Origin of the sequence: Halomonas sp. H5 (assembly GCF_050613175.1) — a bacterium.
In the GTDB taxonomy this organism is placed as follows: Bacteria; Pseudomonadota; Gammaproteobacteria; order Pseudomonadales; family Halomonadaceae; genus Bisbaumannia; species Bisbaumannia salifodinae.
On the sequence record NZ_CP192510.1, the window covers coordinates 3,052,035 to 3,070,822 of the forward strand.

At 52.5% G+C, this 18,788-nt stretch carries 15 protein-coding genes; all 15 read right to left on the reverse strand.

The genetic code is table 11. The annotated features are described in order from the left end of the window. Positions 1-220: 220 nt before the first annotated feature. The gene (locus tag ACQ1W9_RS14130) at positions 221-439 is read right to left on the reverse strand and encodes a hypothetical protein (protein ID WP_346062097.1); all 219 of its coding nucleotides are present in this window, start codon (positions 437-439) and stop codon (positions 221-223) included. A 257-nt stretch (positions 440-696) separates the two neighbouring features. Then, positions 697-1,374 (reverse strand): hypothetical protein, encoded by a 678-nt coding sequence (locus ACQ1W9_RS14135; protein WP_431023938.1) that lies wholly within the window; start codon positions 1,372-1,374, stop codon positions 697-699. Between the two features lie 46 nt (positions 1,375-1,420). Then, on the reverse strand, positions 1,421-2,314 hold the full coding sequence (locus tag ACQ1W9_RS14140; RefSeq protein WP_431023939.1) for a hypothetical protein: 894 nt from the start codon (positions 2,312-2,314) through the stop codon (positions 1,421-1,423). Between the two features lie 231 nt (positions 2,315-2,545). Beyond that, positions 2,546-3,436, reverse strand: a complete 891-nt coding sequence (locus tag ACQ1W9_RS14145; protein WP_431023940.1) for a DUF2971 domain-containing protein — start codon at positions 3,434-3,436, stop codon at positions 2,546-2,548. A 299-nt stretch (positions 3,437-3,735) separates the two neighbouring features. Then, entirely contained in the window at positions 3,736-4,776 is a 1,041-nt protein-coding gene (locus ACQ1W9_RS14150) for a phospholipase D-like domain-containing protein (RefSeq protein ID WP_431023941.1), read from the reverse strand. A 313-nt stretch (positions 4,777-5,089) separates the two neighbouring features. Beyond that, positions 5,090-6,310 (reverse strand): hypothetical protein, encoded by a 1,221-nt coding sequence (locus ACQ1W9_RS14155; RefSeq protein ID WP_431023942.1) that lies wholly within the window; start codon positions 6,308-6,310, stop codon positions 5,090-5,092. A 563-nt stretch (positions 6,311-6,873) separates the two neighbouring features. Continuing rightward, a complete protein-coding gene (locus tag ACQ1W9_RS14160) occupies positions 6,874-7,233 on the reverse strand; it encodes a hypothetical protein (RefSeq protein ID WP_431023943.1) in 360 nt (119 codons plus the stop codon). 185 nt (positions 7,234-7,418) lie between these two features. Continuing rightward, positions 7,419-7,931, reverse strand: coding sequence for a hypothetical protein (locus ACQ1W9_RS14165; protein WP_431023944.1), 513 nt, complete (start codon positions 7,929-7,931; stop codon positions 7,419-7,421). A gap of 967 nt (positions 7,932-8,898) precedes the next feature. Next, entirely contained in the window at positions 8,899-9,501 is a 603-nt protein-coding gene (locus ACQ1W9_RS14170) for a hypothetical protein (protein ID WP_431023945.1), read from the reverse strand. 317 nt (positions 9,502-9,818) lie between these two features. Then, positions 9,819-10,163 (reverse strand): hypothetical protein, encoded by a 345-nt coding sequence (locus ACQ1W9_RS14175; protein WP_431023946.1) that lies wholly within the window; start codon positions 10,161-10,163, stop codon positions 9,819-9,821. Between the two features lie 1,076 nt (positions 10,164-11,239). Beyond that, positions 11,240-11,785: a hypothetical protein gene (locus ACQ1W9_RS14180; protein ID WP_431023947.1), complete on the reverse strand. Its 546-nt coding sequence runs from the start codon at positions 11,783-11,785 to the stop codon at positions 11,240-11,242. Between the two features lie 25 nt (positions 11,786-11,810). Further along, positions 11,811-12,224, reverse strand: a complete 414-nt coding sequence (locus ACQ1W9_RS14185; protein ID WP_431023948.1) for a hypothetical protein — start codon at positions 12,222-12,224, stop codon at positions 11,811-11,813. A gap of 331 nt (positions 12,225-12,555) precedes the next feature. Further along, a complete protein-coding gene (locus tag ACQ1W9_RS14190; protein ID WP_431023949.1) occupies positions 12,556-13,968 on the reverse strand; it encodes a hypothetical protein in 1,413 nt (470 codons plus the stop codon). 725 nt (positions 13,969-14,693) lie between these two features. After that, on the reverse strand, positions 14,694-17,321 hold the full coding sequence (locus tag ACQ1W9_RS14195) for a hypothetical protein (protein ID WP_431023950.1): 2,628 nt from the start codon (positions 17,319-17,321) through the stop codon (positions 14,694-14,696). A gap of 3 nt (positions 17,322-17,324) precedes the next feature. Then, entirely contained in the window at positions 17,325-18,596 is a 1,272-nt protein-coding gene (locus ACQ1W9_RS14200; RefSeq protein ID WP_431023951.1) for a hypothetical protein, read from the reverse strand. Between the last annotated feature and the right edge of the window lie 192 nt (positions 18,597-18,788).

Below are 18,788 nucleotides of genomic sequence, written 5' to 3' on the forward strand. Positions count from 1 at the left end.
GCTTGATTGACCTATTAAGTACAGCAAAGACTGAACGGTCTTGCAGGACCGGCAGCATGAAGCGAACCGCGTTTAAGCTCCGTCCGCTTGCAGGTGACGGGAGGACAGTCGTTAGTCTGAGCTCAGATTGTATTGTCGCCACGAACTGACGTCATTGCGTCAATCCGCACGCTGGCCTAGTCAGCCAAGGCGAGAGCGGGAATAAAGCTTATAACATCTATCAACTTAGCTTTCTAGTAACCGTGCAGTGGCACACATCACCGTCGATGCTATCAATGCGAACAACAACTGTTCGATCCTCGGCCGGGTCTTCGGTAAACAGGAGCCAAGTATTGGAGTCGAGCGCCCGGACATACTCCCTTCCCACCTCAGGCTCCTTCACCTGATCCGTGCCGATCTTTGTGGACATACCGACCTCGAGCCGTCTTATATCTTGCATGGACTTCTCCTATATCAATGAAAGCGGAATTACCACCTGCCAAGGCGCCGGGCGCCCGCTCTGGTGAACAAGCGGCTTCATTCATATCATCAGGGTAGGCTAACGTTCTCCGTTCGGCCAGGAGCAGTCATTCAGACTAAGCTGATATAACTGTCGGAGTTGACCGACGGACAGTAGGCCGGCGAAGCCGGCCGATAGGACGTCCGTGTCGAACGACATGTTAGGCCGCAGGAGGCTCAACGGACGCTCTTTGGGTATTACGCCCGTCTGAGCACTTCCTTCAATTCATCCTCGATCGCCCGCACAAAGGAGCTTACAGAATCATAGGAGTGCCGGACGAAAGCTTCCTCAATTCGGATCTCGTATCCGTCCACAGAAATCCCAGGGCGCTTTTTAATCGCATTCCGGTCGCCTGTAGAGAGCCCACTGGTATTGCCGTTGTCATGAACCAAACAGTTCCGCACGGATGTGAGAACCTGAATTTCCGACCAAACGCCCTTCGGCAGATCTAAGTGCCCGTAGCGCTCCAAGAACTTGCGCTTCTTCGTCCATTGGTCACCTGAAAGCTCGCCAAGATCGAAAGGTACGTTCTCCTCGCCGATGGCGTGCCTCAGAACCGAGCAGGCGCGCTCAAGGCAGGTCTCCAGCAAGGACGTCAGGTAGATCACGTGCGAGTACCGGATGCGCTTAGTGTAGTATTCAGCTGCGACGATTCCACTGTCGTTCACATTCTCGACGTCTTGCGCCATTTGCTGGCGCACCTCCTCCTGTTCAGAAGCCAACATGTTGGTCAGGACAGCTTCCGTCTCCTTCAGATACCAGTCGAAGAGCTCCAGCTCGAAAACATCGACGGTATTCGGCTCGAGTTGGGCAAGAAAGGCCTTTCGCATCCTGTGCTTCAGGTGTTCCGGAACTTCGAACTCAGAACTTCTCATATTGCGGCGCGACCTCCCTGCAGTTTAACTGCGTATTATATGACGATCACAGTAGAGCGGAAAGCATCGATACTAAGCCTGAGGCCATTGTCCCGCCTGCCGCTCCCTCAAGTATCGCCCGACTAGAGCGGAGGCACTCCTTTACTATTGAAAGCTTGGGGGCAGGAGATGCGACCTGAGCGGATAGTGTTGCAAGTTCCGCCTCAAATTCCTCGCGCTTTGCCTCCGGCAACTCTAGATAGGGAAGCGCTTGTTGAGCTGCGCGAATGAAATCTTGAACTGCTTCAACTGAGAAATTGCCAGCTTGAACTTGGGACGCTCCAGCAGAGTCTTGTTGAAACATGGAATTTTGCATGGAACCAATATTGTTGGTGATCTGATATGTAGTATTCGTTGCCTTTATTTTTTCATCAGTGCTGAAACTCATACCATCCCCAACAATTCCTTTTTCCTCAAGCTCAAGCGCCCAATTAAGCACTTGATTTCTAACACCCTCAAGAATTCCGTCCACCTGTGACCGAGACACCATTAAAGTTGGCTCGAGCGGGAACTCCATTGCACCCATAAGAGCATTCTTAACCGATTCTGAATAAGGCACCATCAGACTACCATCGCGATCATTTTCAGCGATAGAGACGAGTTCGCCGATAGCCTGACCAATTCGCCTTCTCGCTAGCCTCTCCCCCATTTCGGCATCGCCGAAATGCATTGGTTGCCAACCATGATACGGGTTGAATACTTTGATTTGGCCTTTTATCTCTCGATAACTGGGAATCTGGTCTTCGTCAGGTGGATAGCCAGATAACTCATGGTTGAGCCACTCCCCAATCTCAAGAGCTCCAAGTTTCCTAGAGACTACGACGGCTTTCCGGAGTAGATCCGAGACTGGCACGTTTCTATCTAGGGCATCCTGTTGAAGCTCAAGTACTAAACCACTCATTCAATGTGTCCTTGTCATATAACACCAATCATCGTGCGGCTGCATAACGCCGATGAACGGGCTGGCTGCATTTTCCGGACCGGCCTCATTGGGTCGGAAGCCCTTCATCAGCATAGACTAACATTCCTCGTTCGGCCAAGAGCTGACCTTGAGGAATCGCTTATTAAATGTAACACCTCACTCAGATCCCTGTGAAAACGAAATATAGATAAGACTGACTTCTCGGCCTTGTTAGCGAAGCTCTTTGAATCGCATAGAGTAATCCTGTATATCAGCATGCGCCTTGTAAACCTTGGTATTCGGTGCATTTCTACGCACCAGCTCGATAACATTCTCTATATAATCAGGTTCAGACCTGCAGCCTAAGTAAATTGCTTCAAGCTCATCCGGAACTAGTGGATCAAAATCCACACCAGTTTCAAAGTTTCTCAACTGCGACACACATCGCCATTCTGACTCATAACTCCAGTGCGAGCTTTTAGTGAATGCAAAAATATTGAAGAGGTTGTTATAGTCAAGCTCATTTTGCCCAATTAAATGTTTAACGTAGGTGTCAAGACCTGATATAATTGGATACTCTCTTACATAGTTGACTTTTCTTGCAGCACATAACGGCCGATCTAACTCCGGCAGGCAACGTAGCTGGAATACACATCCCTTGTGATCCTGAGAATAATGCGCCCACATGAGCAAATTTTGTTTATTTTCAGTCAGACAAAGAACAGAAAAATTACTGCGGAAGTTTCTAAGAAATTTTCTTCTTTTGTTCAGCCCTTGCTCAAAACGCCTGGCTGTTCTTTTGCTTTCTTGAGCCATGTAGGCACGGAAGTCATCGGCCGTCGGTTTCCTCGGATTGTTTCTTGTAAGTCGAGCTACTGCAATAAACGGATGATTAGGATTGCCTTGAGGCTCATCTGGTCCGTATGCCATCTCAACGATCTCGTCAAGTAATGCGCTTGCTAGTTGCCTTCCGTCAAACTTGAAATCCATTGCATCAGGAAACTCAAATGGATCATTGAAAGCATTAGGACTTGTCCATTTTAGAGTCATATTATCTAGAGTGGCTATTGATCCGTCAGTACTGAAGTACTTATAGAACCTAGTCTCTGGACCGTGGATCATACTTTTCTCTCGCTATTAAACCAACAAAAACTTGACTTCCCCCACCTCCTCAGCCTATTCCAAAAAACGTGCGGTCAGCATTTTCCAGCAGGTGAGATTTAGGTCGTCATCTAATAAACTCCATTAATCAGAATGGTCTAAAGTTCACCATCCGGCCACAAGCGGACATTTATAAACTGCCAATTTGACACCTAAAGGTCGCCGGAAAATTCAATCATAGACCTTACTCCAGCCTAACCAATAAACGAGTATAGATACGGGAATAAAAATCAACACCATTAAATATGAGAGATGAGAAGTCAAAGAAAAATCTTGTCATACTCTGTCAATACCAACAAGCAATCAATAAAATCCTTAATATCGATTGATTGCGTCCCAAACACCATATCCCTACCACCCGCTATCGCCGAATAATAGCCTTCATACTCCACCCCCTCATAATTAGCAACAGCCCCTGTTATATCATAAAAGAAACCCCTTTCAACATCTTCTCTATTGATTTTACGCCCGGCTGATATATTGTTTACTGCTTCATCCAAAGTAGCCAAGCACCTGCTGATAGCGATTCCGATCATAAACTCGTTAGCACCAAAGCCTATTCTCCAATCGGGACTTTCACCGTATATTTTATCTTCATACCCAGGAGCTCTAACCGGACGACCAGAAGGATGCCTTAGCCACCATGCAGAATTACGAGCAAAGTACCTGGCGACATCTATGCTTATATTAGAATAAGTGCCCTGACAAATAAATTTCTCTATATTTTTTTTAACCAAAGGAACCTTCTTCCTCATTTTATCCACAGCAAGCTTTTCCCAGAACAGGTCTTCACTAATTGAAAGAGATTGAATAATATCTTCCAAATCTTTTTTGTAGGGAGCTATGAGACTTTCTGCTTCATCCAGCATAAATTCAGTGATTGGGACTGAGTCTTTAGTCCAGCCATCTACCAAACTTTTCAACTCACTAATCTTATCTTCATCCTTAATTACGACTGTGCCCTCTTTATTCTTTGTACCTCTGAGTGTAAGATTTTGACTACCTATACTTGCAAAGGATTTATCGTTAATTGAAATTTTAGCGTGAAGCCCTTCTAAATGGAAAATTTTACAACCTTGTTCTTTTAATCTGCGAAGGGTGGCCACCGAGGAAGCACCAGATGCGAAGTTGTAAAACGAGAAGACAGTATGCAATTGAGATATCTTAGGGTGGGCATTTTTTAAAACCAATGCTGCTGTATTCAGCGTGACATAGGGTGATAAAAAAAGCACACTTTCCACAGAGTTAGAAGCTTCTTTCTTCCATCGCCTATCAATGCTCTTTAAATAAAACTCTATCACAGCCCCCCCTCTCTCAAGACTTTAGTCGTGAATTTTATATCGGCATATCTGCTTCCAGCTGTGAGCCGCCTTCAGACATTCATCAGCATAGACTAACATTCTTCAATCGGCCAGAAGCAGTCTTTCTGCACATTACGTTATAACGTCTGGCCGTATGTGCCAAGCACCTCCTGTCGTTGTGGAGGCTCTATCGTGGCTCAACGCCGGGGCCGAATTCCACACCAAACGACGAAGAGCCCGGAAATAGGCGACGGATCAGAAACTTCCCCTGCAGCGACCTGTTGGGCGCCACCTTTGCGAAGCAAGGATGTGATCAAAAAGGTATATCATCACCGACGTCTTCATCCGAAGACTTCGCAGAATAGTCGATTCTACGAAAAATACTGTCTATAGCATCACCAAAGCGATTTACTTGTTCCTCGTAAAATCGCCAGCCGTTCCGCTCCATCATGCTCCTCAATCTTGGAATGTTCTTGAACTCATCAAAGCTGACACACCGTACTTTTAATGCCGAGAAGATAACGGGGCGTTGGAGAATGTTGTTGTACCCCTCGAATGACATGTCCTCCTGTTTAAGTTCATCCCTGATTCGATTTCTCAACTCGATAAGTTGGTTTTCCGCTTCAGCAACATTGATCAATGATGGTCTGTCGAGCGAGACGTCCCCATCATCGCCGCTAGCACGTGTCTCTGCCCGTTCGAGTACCTTTTCAAGCTTTTCCTCAAGGGAATCGAAGGTTGGGAAATCTACCGCATCGAGCGCGTCAACAACGATCCTCTGAATTGCGGCTTCTAGACGCTCCCGCTCCTGCTCTGCGATTTCGGTTAGCGAGTCAAGAGTTATCCTCCCACTCGCTTGAACCCTCCCACCCTTCACAGAAATAACGGACTTGCCACTTCTCTTTGTCGGCTGTGACGTCGGTACCGCAGCCGGCACTCTTGGCGCAATGAATTCCAGTGCACTTGACTTCCTATCAATTGAGGATTCATCGTCAATACTTAATGCGCCCGCTTGTATCAAGCCGTTTCTGCTATAGCCAACTAACTCACTGTGAAGTTCATACACGCGGACAAGTGTATAAGCTTCATGAAAAATCTGGTTGGGTTGATTGGAATACTCGTCGATATGAGCATTTCGGTTACGAATAATTCTGACCATCTGGCAACAAGCTCGCATCTCGAAGAATGTGTTCAATAGGCGTCGCTCATCGCCTTGGAAATCTTTGATGCGGCGAACGTCAATACTGCGCCCAAGGTCATTGATGAGGCGGGGCGTACTTAGTTTACTCTTGGTGTAGGAATCTGGAATTCGCACCCACTCCCAAACCATGCACGCCTTCTCTGGTGCGGCGGGCTTCTTCGCTGAGAGGTCTTCTAGCACCGCAGCAACATCTTCAACATTCGGTACGGAGGCATCGACTGCACATCGGCACAGAATGAGATAACTTTCGTGGATTGCTTTCGCCAGATCGATTTTCGCTAACGGCGAAAAGAGTTCTGCGGAAAATCGCTCTCTCAACTCATCGGCATTCATTGTGTTCATTGGCCTTTCAGATCAGTGCCCGGGCTTCTGACGCCGGCGTCGAGTCGCCCAACAGGTATTATACCATACGGTCTAGTATTGGATGGACGCGCATGCACGTTCAACAATATTAGACCACACGCCACCATCCTCATACCCATTGAAATTCGGAAATATTAAGTATGAATCCCCCGCATAACACCAGTCACCGCGCATGCTGCATAATAAGGATAATCGAGCATGCTGCCTTTACCGGCCTGGCCGCTTAGGGTCGTCATCTGTATTAACCATCACATCAGCATAGGCTAACGTTCCTCACTCTGACGAGGCTGTGTGAAAACTCCTGAGCTGTCCTGAAGATGGCGTTTGTGCACGAAATCTGGAGTGGTTTTGCCATGCAACGGACTCAGAATATGCGAGAGAACGTCATTAACGATCAATTTTTTACCGACCCTAGATGCTCCAATCATTTTCACACAGCCTCTTACAGAAGCAGACCTTTAGAGAAGGAGAAACGGACATCAAGGAAGAAAGCACATCCACTTTTTTCTATCGCCAAAAACAAAGCTTCCATTTTATTCATACTTAGGATCAACAACATTATCCTCCCAACCCCCTTCAGAGTCATCATAAAACCAACCTTTTTCTATGCTTCTCTGCATAGAATCTGAAAACTCTAACAACTCGCTATTGATTTCCTCTAAGGTCTCTTTACGATCATAATCGTCACTTGAAGAATACGAGTAAAAATCGCCACAGTCACTGTCGAAACAACTTTTATCTTCAGCATAAACAGCAACATCACTGCCAAATGGAATTTCTACAGCAAAGCCTGACGTCGATCGCTTTATCTTTATCACCACCTTATGCTTAATTGCCAGTTTTCTCGCTAAATCAGCAGCATCTTGATAAGAGTCAAAAAATTTAGTCGCCATGACAAAATACCTCAAGACGCACCATATGAGAAAAATATATTTTAGGCAAAGGAGAAAGGAATATCCAATTTCTTGCTTTTTTGCTCTGCCCATCATCATAGGCTGAAAATCTGCATTCGGCCAGAAGCCGACGTTCAGCGGAAGCTGATATAATGCCGCAATAAGACGTCGGCTGCATTGCATTGTTAAGGCTTTTTCTCAATATTTTGGAGATCGAGATCTTGAAGATCATTATCTGGATCTTTCTTGTAAATAGATATAACGACATCCCAGACCTTGAGACCAAAATTATACAGGTTAAGAGTTTCCTCATAGGTAAATTTACTTACCTGGGCGTGCCTAGAACCGTCTGTGGTTAAGCCAAAGTGACGGCACGAATTATAAGCGTCGATAAAATTCTCAAACTCAGAAATCAGCGTATCGCTGAGGCTGTGTTTCTGAACTAGAGATTTAAAAATATCCTTTGGTGTCGGCACCCGGTTGCTTGGATATGGATTATTCTGTCCTAGCAACTGAGAAATGCTAACACCAAGGATGATAATAATAAAAACACACCGTTCATGCAAATTTGATACTAACCCTACATTAGAGACTTTTCTTTCAAGCTCATCCCATTGTAACTTCGCTTGCTTTAACGAATACAGCTGAAGATTTGTATCCTCGCAACCACTCGAATCAAGATGGTAATAACGGATCATTCTCTGCCTGCCTTAACGCCGTGAATCAGCCGCCTGACTGCCGTCGCGCAGCGGAGGCAGGCCGGTCGGCTGCATGAAATTGTTGGATGCCATCACGCTTACTCTCCGCAGATGTGCTGAGTATATAAATTGGGGTCTGTCCCCGATTACCAGACAGGAGGTCAATGACACCGACAGGCCTTTTCAAAACATTGGCCCTGTACATTGCCCATTCAGCCATTCGCCGTAGCATGTCGGATGGTAGGCCTTGTTGGGGAGAATTGTTCCCTGGCACCTGCCCATAATTACTGGGCCGACACATTCACTGGAGTCGTAAACCCTTCCACCTTTATCAGGCCCTCCAACGACTGGAGATGAACGAAAACGTGTGCTTTCAGCAGTCCGCTCGTTCAAGCGTATCTGTTCGAGTATAAGCCGACAGTTGCTATAGGCTTCGGTCTGGAGGGCCAAGCCAAGCTCGCGGCATTTCTCGTCATCGACGGCCTCGGCGCTTCTACTATAGAATCTGCTCTCAAGAGGGGACCATTGGGCACCTGACGCACATCCAGCAAGCGCAAGCCCCAGAAATACCGTCGCTATAACCTTCATTGCTAGCCTCCTTTTGACAACAGCATAGCCTGTAAGGTGACATCAGTCAGGGGCCGATGATTATGTGGGGGTATAGGCGAGTTAAGCTCAAGTCTGGTGTATGGGAGGAGGTAGGAAGGGCGGCGTATCCTGTTGATTGATCACGACCAAGATCTTAACCAACACGAGTGAATGCGCCATGACCAATTCTCCCCCCAGGCTCTTTCACATTCACAACCAGAACCCCAGGTCGCTTGCCTTCTCTAACCATGCCCCCAACTTGCGTACACCCGACTGCCGACTTGGAGAATCACGAAATTGGATGCCCATTATTTTGGCACCATTTAGCATGAAGGTGGAAACCATTTATTTTCGACCACTTAATCTTTGAAAAGCTATTCTACAACCTTTCTCTTAAAACCCGATCTCTGATTAAAGCTTTTTGACACTCAGGCTCTGTTCCCTCTCTCCAGCCGCCAAGTTGATGAAAGTTTCTTGTATAGTAATAGACCACTGTCTTGTTCCTGTGAAAGTGAAGATGTCCATATTGGTTAATCTGGACTCTAGTTGAGCCATTTAGCACTCCGCTCGCGAACAGCATGCCTCCCAAGTATATCATATCCAATGAGACACCATATTTCTCTTCAATCACAGAGGCCAAGTGACCAATATCTCTATCATCCAGCACTTCTTCAAATACATATTCAGCCTGATACAGTTGCTGGCAATCTAAATCGAATCGGTACAATATTAAAACCGGCCTCTCCAACAAAACATCCTTAAAGTAAAGGTGCTCTACAGACCATGGCCTAGGTGGATCAACAGCCATATTAAGTTCTTCTGTTCGGTATTCTACAAACTCTGCTAATTCCAGCTCCATAACCTGACCCAAAGTTTGGTACCAACTTACATTTCTAAAACTTGGCCCTAACTCAGAAGCAACAACCAGGCCACACAAAAAGAAAGCTGCCAAAATTTTCCAAAGTCTCTTTAGCAGCATCATATGTCTCCTTAAGTCTCAACAGCATGCAAGGGAAGAATAATAAAAAATGGGAGCCAACTTTACAACCCATTCCATCCCACTTACCCAACCCATGAAACAGATATTGTAATCATTCCCCATAGGATCACATGCCCTGAACTTTCGGTGTTATTAAAGATAGGTTAGGCTACTTACAGTACGGTATAAATTGGGGTCTGTCCCCGATTGTCGCACTGCTCTTCAACGGCCAAAGATATTGACGTGGATTTTGCGATAGCAAAAGGCATGACAGCATGTTTTGGTCCGACTGAAATGCTGTATTAGAGAATTTTATACGTTCACTCTGGGTATGATATGCGGCCGGTATCGCTCACAGCAATAATTTTGTTTTGTCTAAGATTATCAATAATGTCCTTTTTGTCAGTTTCTGAGATACCACCCTGAAACTGAAACATTGCAGCTATGGAGTTGGAAAGAGTTTTGAGTCTAGTTGGCTTGAGCTTCAACAGCCGCTCTGCAACGTACGATGTTTGATCCTGCCCGACTGAGCCGGAGGATTTACGTGGCGCAGGATATCCCTCTTCTTCCTGCTTGCGCCCCAACTGAAGCAAAAGCTGTGCGAGCCTAAATTTGTCTCTGTAGCTCAATGCTTCGCAGGCTTTAGCTATCTCCTCGTAAGACATGTATGAATGCTCCTTTCTTGATAATCACTTGGTTGCTCCAACACCCGTGCAAGGCGCGTGAGGTACGAGCGTCGTATTTGATGCGCTTGTTAAGTGAGCTATGCCCAATTGGAAATAGGGGTACGTCCCCGATTACCCCATTCAGCCTGTTCGGATTGGCCAACCTGGTGCTGGCGACAAGATGCGAGGGACGAGTTGACGGGGCCAGTGCGCCTTGAATCTGTCCTGCCAGCCGGATTATCCGGCTGGCAGGGGAAACCAGCAGCCCGAACGGGCCAGAAATGACCGCTGCGCCGTTGAGTTGACCACGCTGAGCGCACCAACTGCCCAGTGACGAATTGTTCAGTGGTTCCTTAAAAAAATCGCAGAAAGAGATATTGCCCCCCTATTCATCATAACCCCCCTTCGCTTTCGGAAACCTAAAGCTCATGACTCCTAAATCCATAGAAAAATCTCAGCACCTTGGACCACACTAAAGAATCAGAATGGCCTAGATTATTGTGGCAGAAATCGGGGCAGAAATCGGAGACAGGCCCTCATTTTTAGATGAATAATACTGAGAAACTGGCAGGGTGCATTTTCCTCAAGGTCAGATTAGGGTCGATAGCAGCCGGTTCTCTCATACATCCCCATGGTCAGCTGATATTTTTCATTACCCAAAATGAGAGTCTGTCCTCCATTTACAACCAGCGAGGAACAAACAGATCAAACCCGTCATCAGTAACTTATTCATGGTGCCCTCCGCTAGCGCATGCAACACTCATTTCGTGTCTCAACGCGAGTTATCTAAAGACTGAGCACGAAAAGCAGTAAACCGTGGCGCCTAACTTTGTCAACTTGTACATTCCTCTATCTATCCGCTCCAGAACACTCTTGCCCTTCCATGTCAGTATAAATTGGGGTCTGTCCCCGATTACCTACCCCGACCAAATGGCATGCTAATCCGCCATAGGCGGGGTTGCCATGCTTTCGGGCACCCTCAGGACATGGAATGCTCCTAGTTTACTGAGTATATCCCGGACTACTCATTTTTCGGCAGCAAGATGGGCTGCGAGCCAAGCGTCCGCCACAGCGTTTTAGGCTGCATTCTTCTTTTCTTTGAGACTCTTCTGAAACTCACGTGATCTACAAAAATCCACAAAAAACCACGCCATCTCTCCAAGGAAAGCGAGAATTGGCAAAACAACCACAGAGTAGCGCAAGCAAGAAGGGCTCGGAGGTAGCATGACACCCGCCAACCCTAAGAACAAAAGCCCGAGCCCAAGGTTAAACAGTAAACGCGCGCGCTCTATCCAAGAGCACAAATCTCTCATAACCACTCCATACCTTTCTTTTCTTACATCAGGGTCCAAAGCCGGAGTTCGAGATTTGTATTCCTCTTTTGTCAAATTAAACTTCCGAGCAACGACTATAAATTGAACTGAAAGAACAAAAGATAAAGTTGCACCAAAGAGAACCGCCAGGGTGAGGTCTGGCCACTTCATTGCAGTAGCCGGTGAAGCATGTCCGGCAATCAGCCCAATCAATGTCATCGAAAAACCGGCGAGCAACGGGGATGCCGTTGTTCCAAGGGTGTTGGCCGATGCAGCATCTGCTGAGGTTGGATATTGAGCCGGCTCCATAAACCCTCCTAAGGTAGAAATTAAACTATGATAACCTTGTGCATGGAGGGATAAAGTGACGACCAACGCCGCCACACTCATCGCAGACACCAAACAGCTGATTCCGAGCACCTCCAAGAGGAATATCGTAGTCAATCGGCCTTTCTATTAAAGCCTGTTCAACTGAACCAATTCGCTCTTCAGAAAGTTCACCTCGCTCCAGCTTCAAATAACCAATCTCACTGACGATGGCGCGACACGACACTGCAATTTTCCTGAGCTTCGGCAGATAGGCATCGCTAGGCAAAACCACATAGGCCGCTTTAGCACCTGCACCAACGTGCAAGTATCGCAATCCAAAATTGTCCAATTTATCGACTAGACTGTTACGTAGATCAACTGCTGATTGCTCAAATTTCGAGTGTACGGACACAATCAGATTAATAGTCAAGTCAGCCATATCAACTCCCCCCTATAGGCACATGATAGGTGCCTTACACTAACCTCTCACTTATCCCATGAAGCCACATAAACGGATCACAGCTTTGCGTGGAATATTTACAAACCCACTTCACAGAAAACGTGTCCTACGGAGCTTCCAGCAGGAGTCAAACCCACGTACAAAGAAAATAATAGATTACTCAACGCATCCATTATAAATTGGGGTCTGTCCCCGATTGTCCGCAAAATGAGGGTCTGTCCCCCATTTCTTCTAACCGGCAGCAAAAAGCAGAGCGACGAAGGAGCCGCGCTTTTTGCTGTCCGTGTTGATGGGATTGTTAGGCATGCTTTTACCTCAGCAAGATTAATATCAAAAGAGAAATGACAATGAACCACGACCAAATAGGTGCACGTGTATATCTACAAGGTGTCGATTTCGTTACCGCTCTAGCTTCAGGCAGCTCATCTCGTAGCCTATGGATCTCTTGCCTTAGTCCGTTTTGATTATCATTGCCGGCATCTTCCATACGTTCTATCAACCGCTCTACGTTTTCTGCAATTTCTCTCGCCTCAACATTGACTTGAATATCGTTGTCCGAACGCGCTTCGACAGCACCCATAATCTTATCGAGCTTTTTTTCAATACGCCGCACTGTCGAATCTAGGGAATTGCCGTATTCGGAATCCTCTTCTGCGAACCATTCGGGATGTTGCCTACGTTTACGTTCTTCGACAGCATTTAAAGTATTCGGGGCGTTCATCGACGAATTCGGATCGGGAACCTTCCACGCCAAGTCACGCAGCACGTCTCGATACTTTTTACCACGCCATAATTCGTCATTTTCAACCATTCCGTCGAAAGCAAACTCGCCATCATGCTCTATAAATATTGGCCAGTCTTTGAACTGCCATGGAGAAAATCGGCGATAAAATGATTCTCTTACGGCAGGATCATCAGACTCGAGAAGCTTGCCATCTGGCTTTAAAACATCGGCAAGCCGCGCCCTAAGAAAGTATGAATACGCCAGTGACCTTCCTCCGCCTTGTGGCTTTCCTTCAATTCGCCAACGTTCCAAGACTTCCTCAGGATTGTCGTATCCAACGGGTAGCGCAGTGTGTCCGAGAAGCTTATACAACACATACGCATTTGTCTTTGTTGTAGGTAGGTGCCGCGCGAGCTCCCAAGCCAAGGAAAACACTCTTCCGTGGCTAAACTCCGCCCACCCGTCAAGAATTCTGCGGTCGTACTCGGCCGACATACGAGGATTCTTCCCTAACCAGATGAGCATCTTGGTATATTTCTCATCGGAAAGATTCCCGAATTCTTCTTTTCTCTCCAGCAGACACTCGAGCGCATCATCGTTCAGAAATCTGTTTGTAACCAAAGCTTCAAGTTCCGCGTCTGAACCACGCCAAACAATAGTCTCAAGTTCGCCTTCCTCGAGCCAGCCGTCATTAAATAGATTGCTGCGAGTGCGCGGACCGACATGAGGATTCGCTAGCGCGGCACACCTCGTTCCCAAGTCACCTCGCCTGAATACTTTGCGAATCATTGGTAGGGAGTGACCGAAGCGTGCGATACCGAGATCAATAAGTGAATGGTTACGGCGAATTAGCAAGTACTCCAAGATCTCTAGGGCTTCAAAAAGCCATGGTGCCCCCTCATCGCCCGTGTACCTATGATTAAACAACCAATCGTACGCGGCCTGGGGCGAGCAGTGGGCCAGAAATGCGGCCTCCATTCGCTGTTGGTATCTATCCATTTTAAATGCCTAACTGTTCAACCCCGAAGCTCAGCCGGCAGCAAGCCGCGCAGCGGTTTTACGGTCGGCCGGAGTGCCATGTTACGTTTTGAACCCGAGTCCAAGCTATGTGCGTGGGATGGTATAGCGAATGATCAGCGAAGCTCCTTGACCCGACTCTGGCTCCGCGACAATGCTATCCTCGCCCCCCATTTCTTGCCGCATAACATCGCAGCAAACTGGCATTCTATGATTAGCTCCAGGGTAGCCACCAATATGGTGGTGAAGGTTGCCAGATTTAACCTCGATAGCTACTAGCCCAACATTTTCAGCTATCTTAAAGATTTCCCGAAGCTTAAGCCTAAAGGCGTCTGCTGTAGTTGTCATAACTAAAAATCCGATGTTGGCACTAGAAACATAACTATTCATAAATTGTTCAACACTGATTATCGTGCCGACTGCATAATGCGTATAAACGTGCCAGCAGCCTATGCCGGCATGTCCGCTTTGGGTCGATAGCGGCTGGCAGGCACGCTACCGCCCGGCAGTCCCGCATGGTTCCGCCTCCTTGCAGCCGGGCTCGACCGTCTCCCTGGGGAGACGATCTAGCCTCGCTGGTCACACTCAGTAACATTTAGCCTAGTCAAGGTGGCTTCGGCCTGCCCAGTCGGATCTTGAATCCGGGGTTCGTCCTATCGGTCGGGTGACTACCCTGCGCCTTAGGCGACGCAGCAGGCGCCGTGCCCTCAGGGTTTGAAGTGCCCCTCGCCGTTGATGCGCTGGCGCAGCCGCGAGGTCTCGTAGTAGATCAGCTTGCGGGCGCGGTTCTGGTTGCCCAGGGGGCGGTGCTCGGGCAGGGCGTGCCAGGGATTGATGGTGAGCTCCCGGGCCAGGCGCTCGCGGGTCGGGGTGTCGAAGTCCTGGCGCGGGAGGCGCAGCCGGGCCACGGGGATCTCCTCGGAGTTCCAGATGATCGAGGCGTCCTCGATGGGCATGGTCACTGGGTCTTCCTGGAACTGGATGCGCAGCTCGAAGACCACCTCCGCCTCCTCGCCCAGGGTGTCGACCATGGCCCGGCGCAGGTAGTCGTCCGGGGCGGGCAGCGGCACCTTGGAGCGGCGCTCGAGCAGCGGCACGAAGCGGTACTTGATCGCCCTCCCCTTGCCGAACAGGTAGGGCACGCAGCTCCAGTAGCTGACCTCGAAAGGGCTGCCATGGGCCTTGGCGTGCAGGGCCTGGAGCAGCATGTCGGTGTAGTGGGAATCGAAGGGGTTGAGGAAGTACCAGACCGGCATGCCGGCGCCGATCAGCCGCTGCAGCTTGGCGTTCTCGTAGACGTCCGGGGTGGTGAAGGTGGGGGCGCTGATACCGGAGAAGTCCTGGGTATGGGCCTCGTCGTCGAGCAGGGTCTCCCCGGGCACGCCGAGCACCTTGACGCCCAGGCTCAGCACGCCGTTGTCACGCATGTCCGGCACCACCCTTGGGCCGGGGCCGCCGAAGCGCACCCAGGCCTCGAAGGCGCGCGGTTCGCGGAACAGGCCGACGCGCAGGTGCTCGGGCAGTTCCAGCACCTCGAACTTGGCTTCCAGCAGGCCATGGGTCTTGGTGTTGCCGGCGCGCTCGGCGATGCCGTGGCGGTAGGTGCGCAGCAGGAACTCGCTCATCTGCTCGGTGATGCGCCGGGCCACCTCCGCCTCGCCGGCCAGTTCGCGCTCCTCGGCAAGCCCCAGGTCGGCGTCGATGGCGTGGCGCCGCCGGCGCCACAGCAGCCAGGCCTGGAGGGCATTGGTCAGCGGCCATTGCAGGAGGCGATCGAAGCCGTTGCGCAGCCGGGTAGCCCGCCGCGACAGGGCCACGCCGCGCTCCAGGGCGTCGTTGATGGCTCGCCCGCCGCGCAGCCACCAGGTATCCGCCAGCAGCACCGCCGGCGACGTCGGGGCGCTGGGCTCGGTGATCAGCCCCCGGGGTGGAGCGGCCAGGTAGCGCAGCGCCCGCAACCCGGGCAGGAAGAAGTAGGCGCCACCGCACACCGTGACGAAACGCGGCAGCCCCTGGCAGCGACGCCGCACCGGCTCCTCGGGCACGCTGAAGGCGGCGTCTTCGCCGTCCTGCCTGGCACCGACCAACGGGTCGCTCTCGCCCCGGAGGCCGGCGAAGTTGGCGTTCTCCAGCCAGGTATGCTGCACGAACTCGAACTGACGGCTCGGCTCGGCATTGAAGCAGAGGAAGTGCAGGCCGCGCTCGATGCCGTCGTCGCCGGCGGCCAACAGGGCCTCCGGGTCGAGGCGCTCGGCCAGCGGCGGGCCATAGGGGCGGCCGCGGCGCAGCAGGCGGTGGCGATGATTGATGGCCAGTGACGCTTCCGTGCCGGGCCGGGGTGGCAGCATATCGCGGGGATTGGCGCGGCGGATATGCGCGCCCAGGGGGCAGCCCAGGCCGTCGGGATCCTCCCGGTGATAGCCGAAGTCGTTGTCGGGCCCGGCCCCGGTGGGGTGCCGGGGCGCCTTGATCAGCGACTCGCCATCGGGCCAGCGCCCCACCAGCTTGGCGGCCAGGGCCAGGTGCGTCTCCGGCGTCGGGGCCTGGCCGGCGAGCCAGCCCCAGAAGCCGGGCACGTCCTGGCGCAGCTGGCGAAACACCAGGTAGCTGCCGTTGCGGCCGAAGTCGCGCAGGTCGCTGTCTTCCACCACCTCGGGCAGCAGGCCCTCCGGGTCCTCGATGGGATCGACCAGCGGGCGCAGGGTGAGCTGGTCGCGGGCATTGGGGTAGCCGAGCACGAACTCCCCCGGGGCGACCAGTTGACGCTCGTCGCGGCTGCCGCTGACCCCGGCCAGCTTGGGGTCGGAGATGCCGTCGCGGAAGCCGAAGTGCTCCCGCCCGCCGGGCAGGCTACGGCTATTCAGGGCGCTCACCACGCGGATGCCGGCGGCGCCCAGGGCCGCCCACTCGCTGGCCAGCCGGGTCTCCAGGGCCGCGGGGGTGGCGGCGTAGAGCATCAGCAACGCATGCAGGGGCTCGCCGTCGGGGCCGCCCCACTGCCAGTGTTCGGGGGCACTGTCGCCGGTATCGCCGAGGAGGCGGCTGCGCCGCGCGGAGCCCGCCATGCCCTCGCGGAACTCCCGGGCGAAGCCCTTGAGGGCCTGCCAGGAGAGCCCCAGGTGTTCGAAGCCCGTCCAGGTGAAGGCCAGGTGCAGGCGGCTGCCGCCCCGGGGCCGGCCCGCCGCGGCGGCCTCGATGCGCGGCAGCGCCTCCCCCAGCCAGGCCCGGGCCGCCTCGGCCTCGCCGAAGGTCAACAGCAGGAAACGCGCCTCGGGCAGGCCGGCGTAGCCGCTGAGCAGGATGCCCTGGATATCCTCGAACTCCAGTTCCGCCATGGGCTAGAGCCTCCGCAGCCAGGCGCGACACTGCGCCTCGGTCATCTCGCCGGAGAGCCCGGCACGCACCGCCGCCTGGTTGGCCAGGTTGACCGCGCTGCGCCCGGCATAGGCCGGGGCCCGATACCAGACCGCGGTGGGCACCTGGTGGTCCCGGTAGTAGGCCTTGAAGGCCTGCTCGTCGGAGGCGCCGCCGAACAGCAGCCAGCGGGTGCGCGGCCAGCCCTCGCCGTTGCTGAACACCAGGTTGAGGCCGAAGGCGACCCGCTCGATGAAATCGTCCTGGTAGCTCTCGGGGCTGCCGTCGAAGTTGCTGAAGAAGTAGACCCGCTGGCCGCCGTCGAGGATCACCCAGCGGGCGAAGTGGATGGTGTCCACCTCGGCCAGCTTGCCGCGGTAGAAGACCCAGGCGCTGGCCAGGTGCAGCAGCCACAGCGCCGGATACAGCACCAGGCGCCGGAAGGGCCCGGCCTGGATGCGCCCCACCGCCGAGAGCTGGTTATGCAGGCCATGGTCCTCGTCGGCCTCCAGGCGGCGCACCTGGGCGTCCCGGGGGCGGCGGTTATAGGGCGCATTGGCAATCTCGTGCCCGCGCAGCAGGATCAACGCCAGCAGGGTCAGCGGCCACAGCAGCAGGGCCAGCGCCAGCCCCGCCAGGGCGATGGCCCCGAGCATCCCCCAGCCCTGCAGCCAGCGCCAGCGGGACGGCCCCTCGGCGGGGCTCAGGGCCTCGCGCAGGTCATCGCGGCCGGCAACGAAGCGAATCAGCGCCCGGCGCACCGCCTGGGGCGACTGGCCCCGCCAGTCGTGCTCGTCGAGATGGCGACGCAGGGCATCATGCAGGCGCCCCTCGAGCTCCACCTGGGCCAGGGTGCGCCCCAGGGTATTGACGTAGAAGGCCCGCACCGGCAGCCGGTGGGCGTCGAGAAAGGCGTGCAGCCGGGAGGGATTGGCGGGGTCGGGGAAGCCCTCGCAGTGGCGGAGCAGCTCGGTGAGGCCCTCGCCGCCGGCCGCGGCGAGGGCCTCCAGGCAGGGGGCGATCTCGCCATCGATATTGGCGGCCAGCACCAGTTGCGGGGGGTAGCGGCGCCCGCCGCGGCGGAAGGCCTCCGGGAGTAGCACCAGGCGGGCGAAGTGCACGCCCTCGAGGCGCGCGAAGGGCAGGATGGCGTTGCCACCCGGGTCGCCGCGCATGGCCTCGAGCCGCGCCTGCACCTCGGCCTCGTGGCCGGGCTTGAGGGTCATCACCAGGTTGAGTGCCGACTGCCCGCGCATCGCCCTGCCCCCCGTCCCTGTGTTGGCGTGGGATCGGCGGCCCGGGGGGCCGCCCGTGATCAGCAGTCTAGACACTCCCGTCGATGGCGACCTACAGGAGGCTGTCGGACTTAGCGCTGATCTACTGCGAATCCCGGGCTTTCGGCCAACTTCATTCGATCCATTTCGTTAAATAGCTCGCTATTCGCCTCA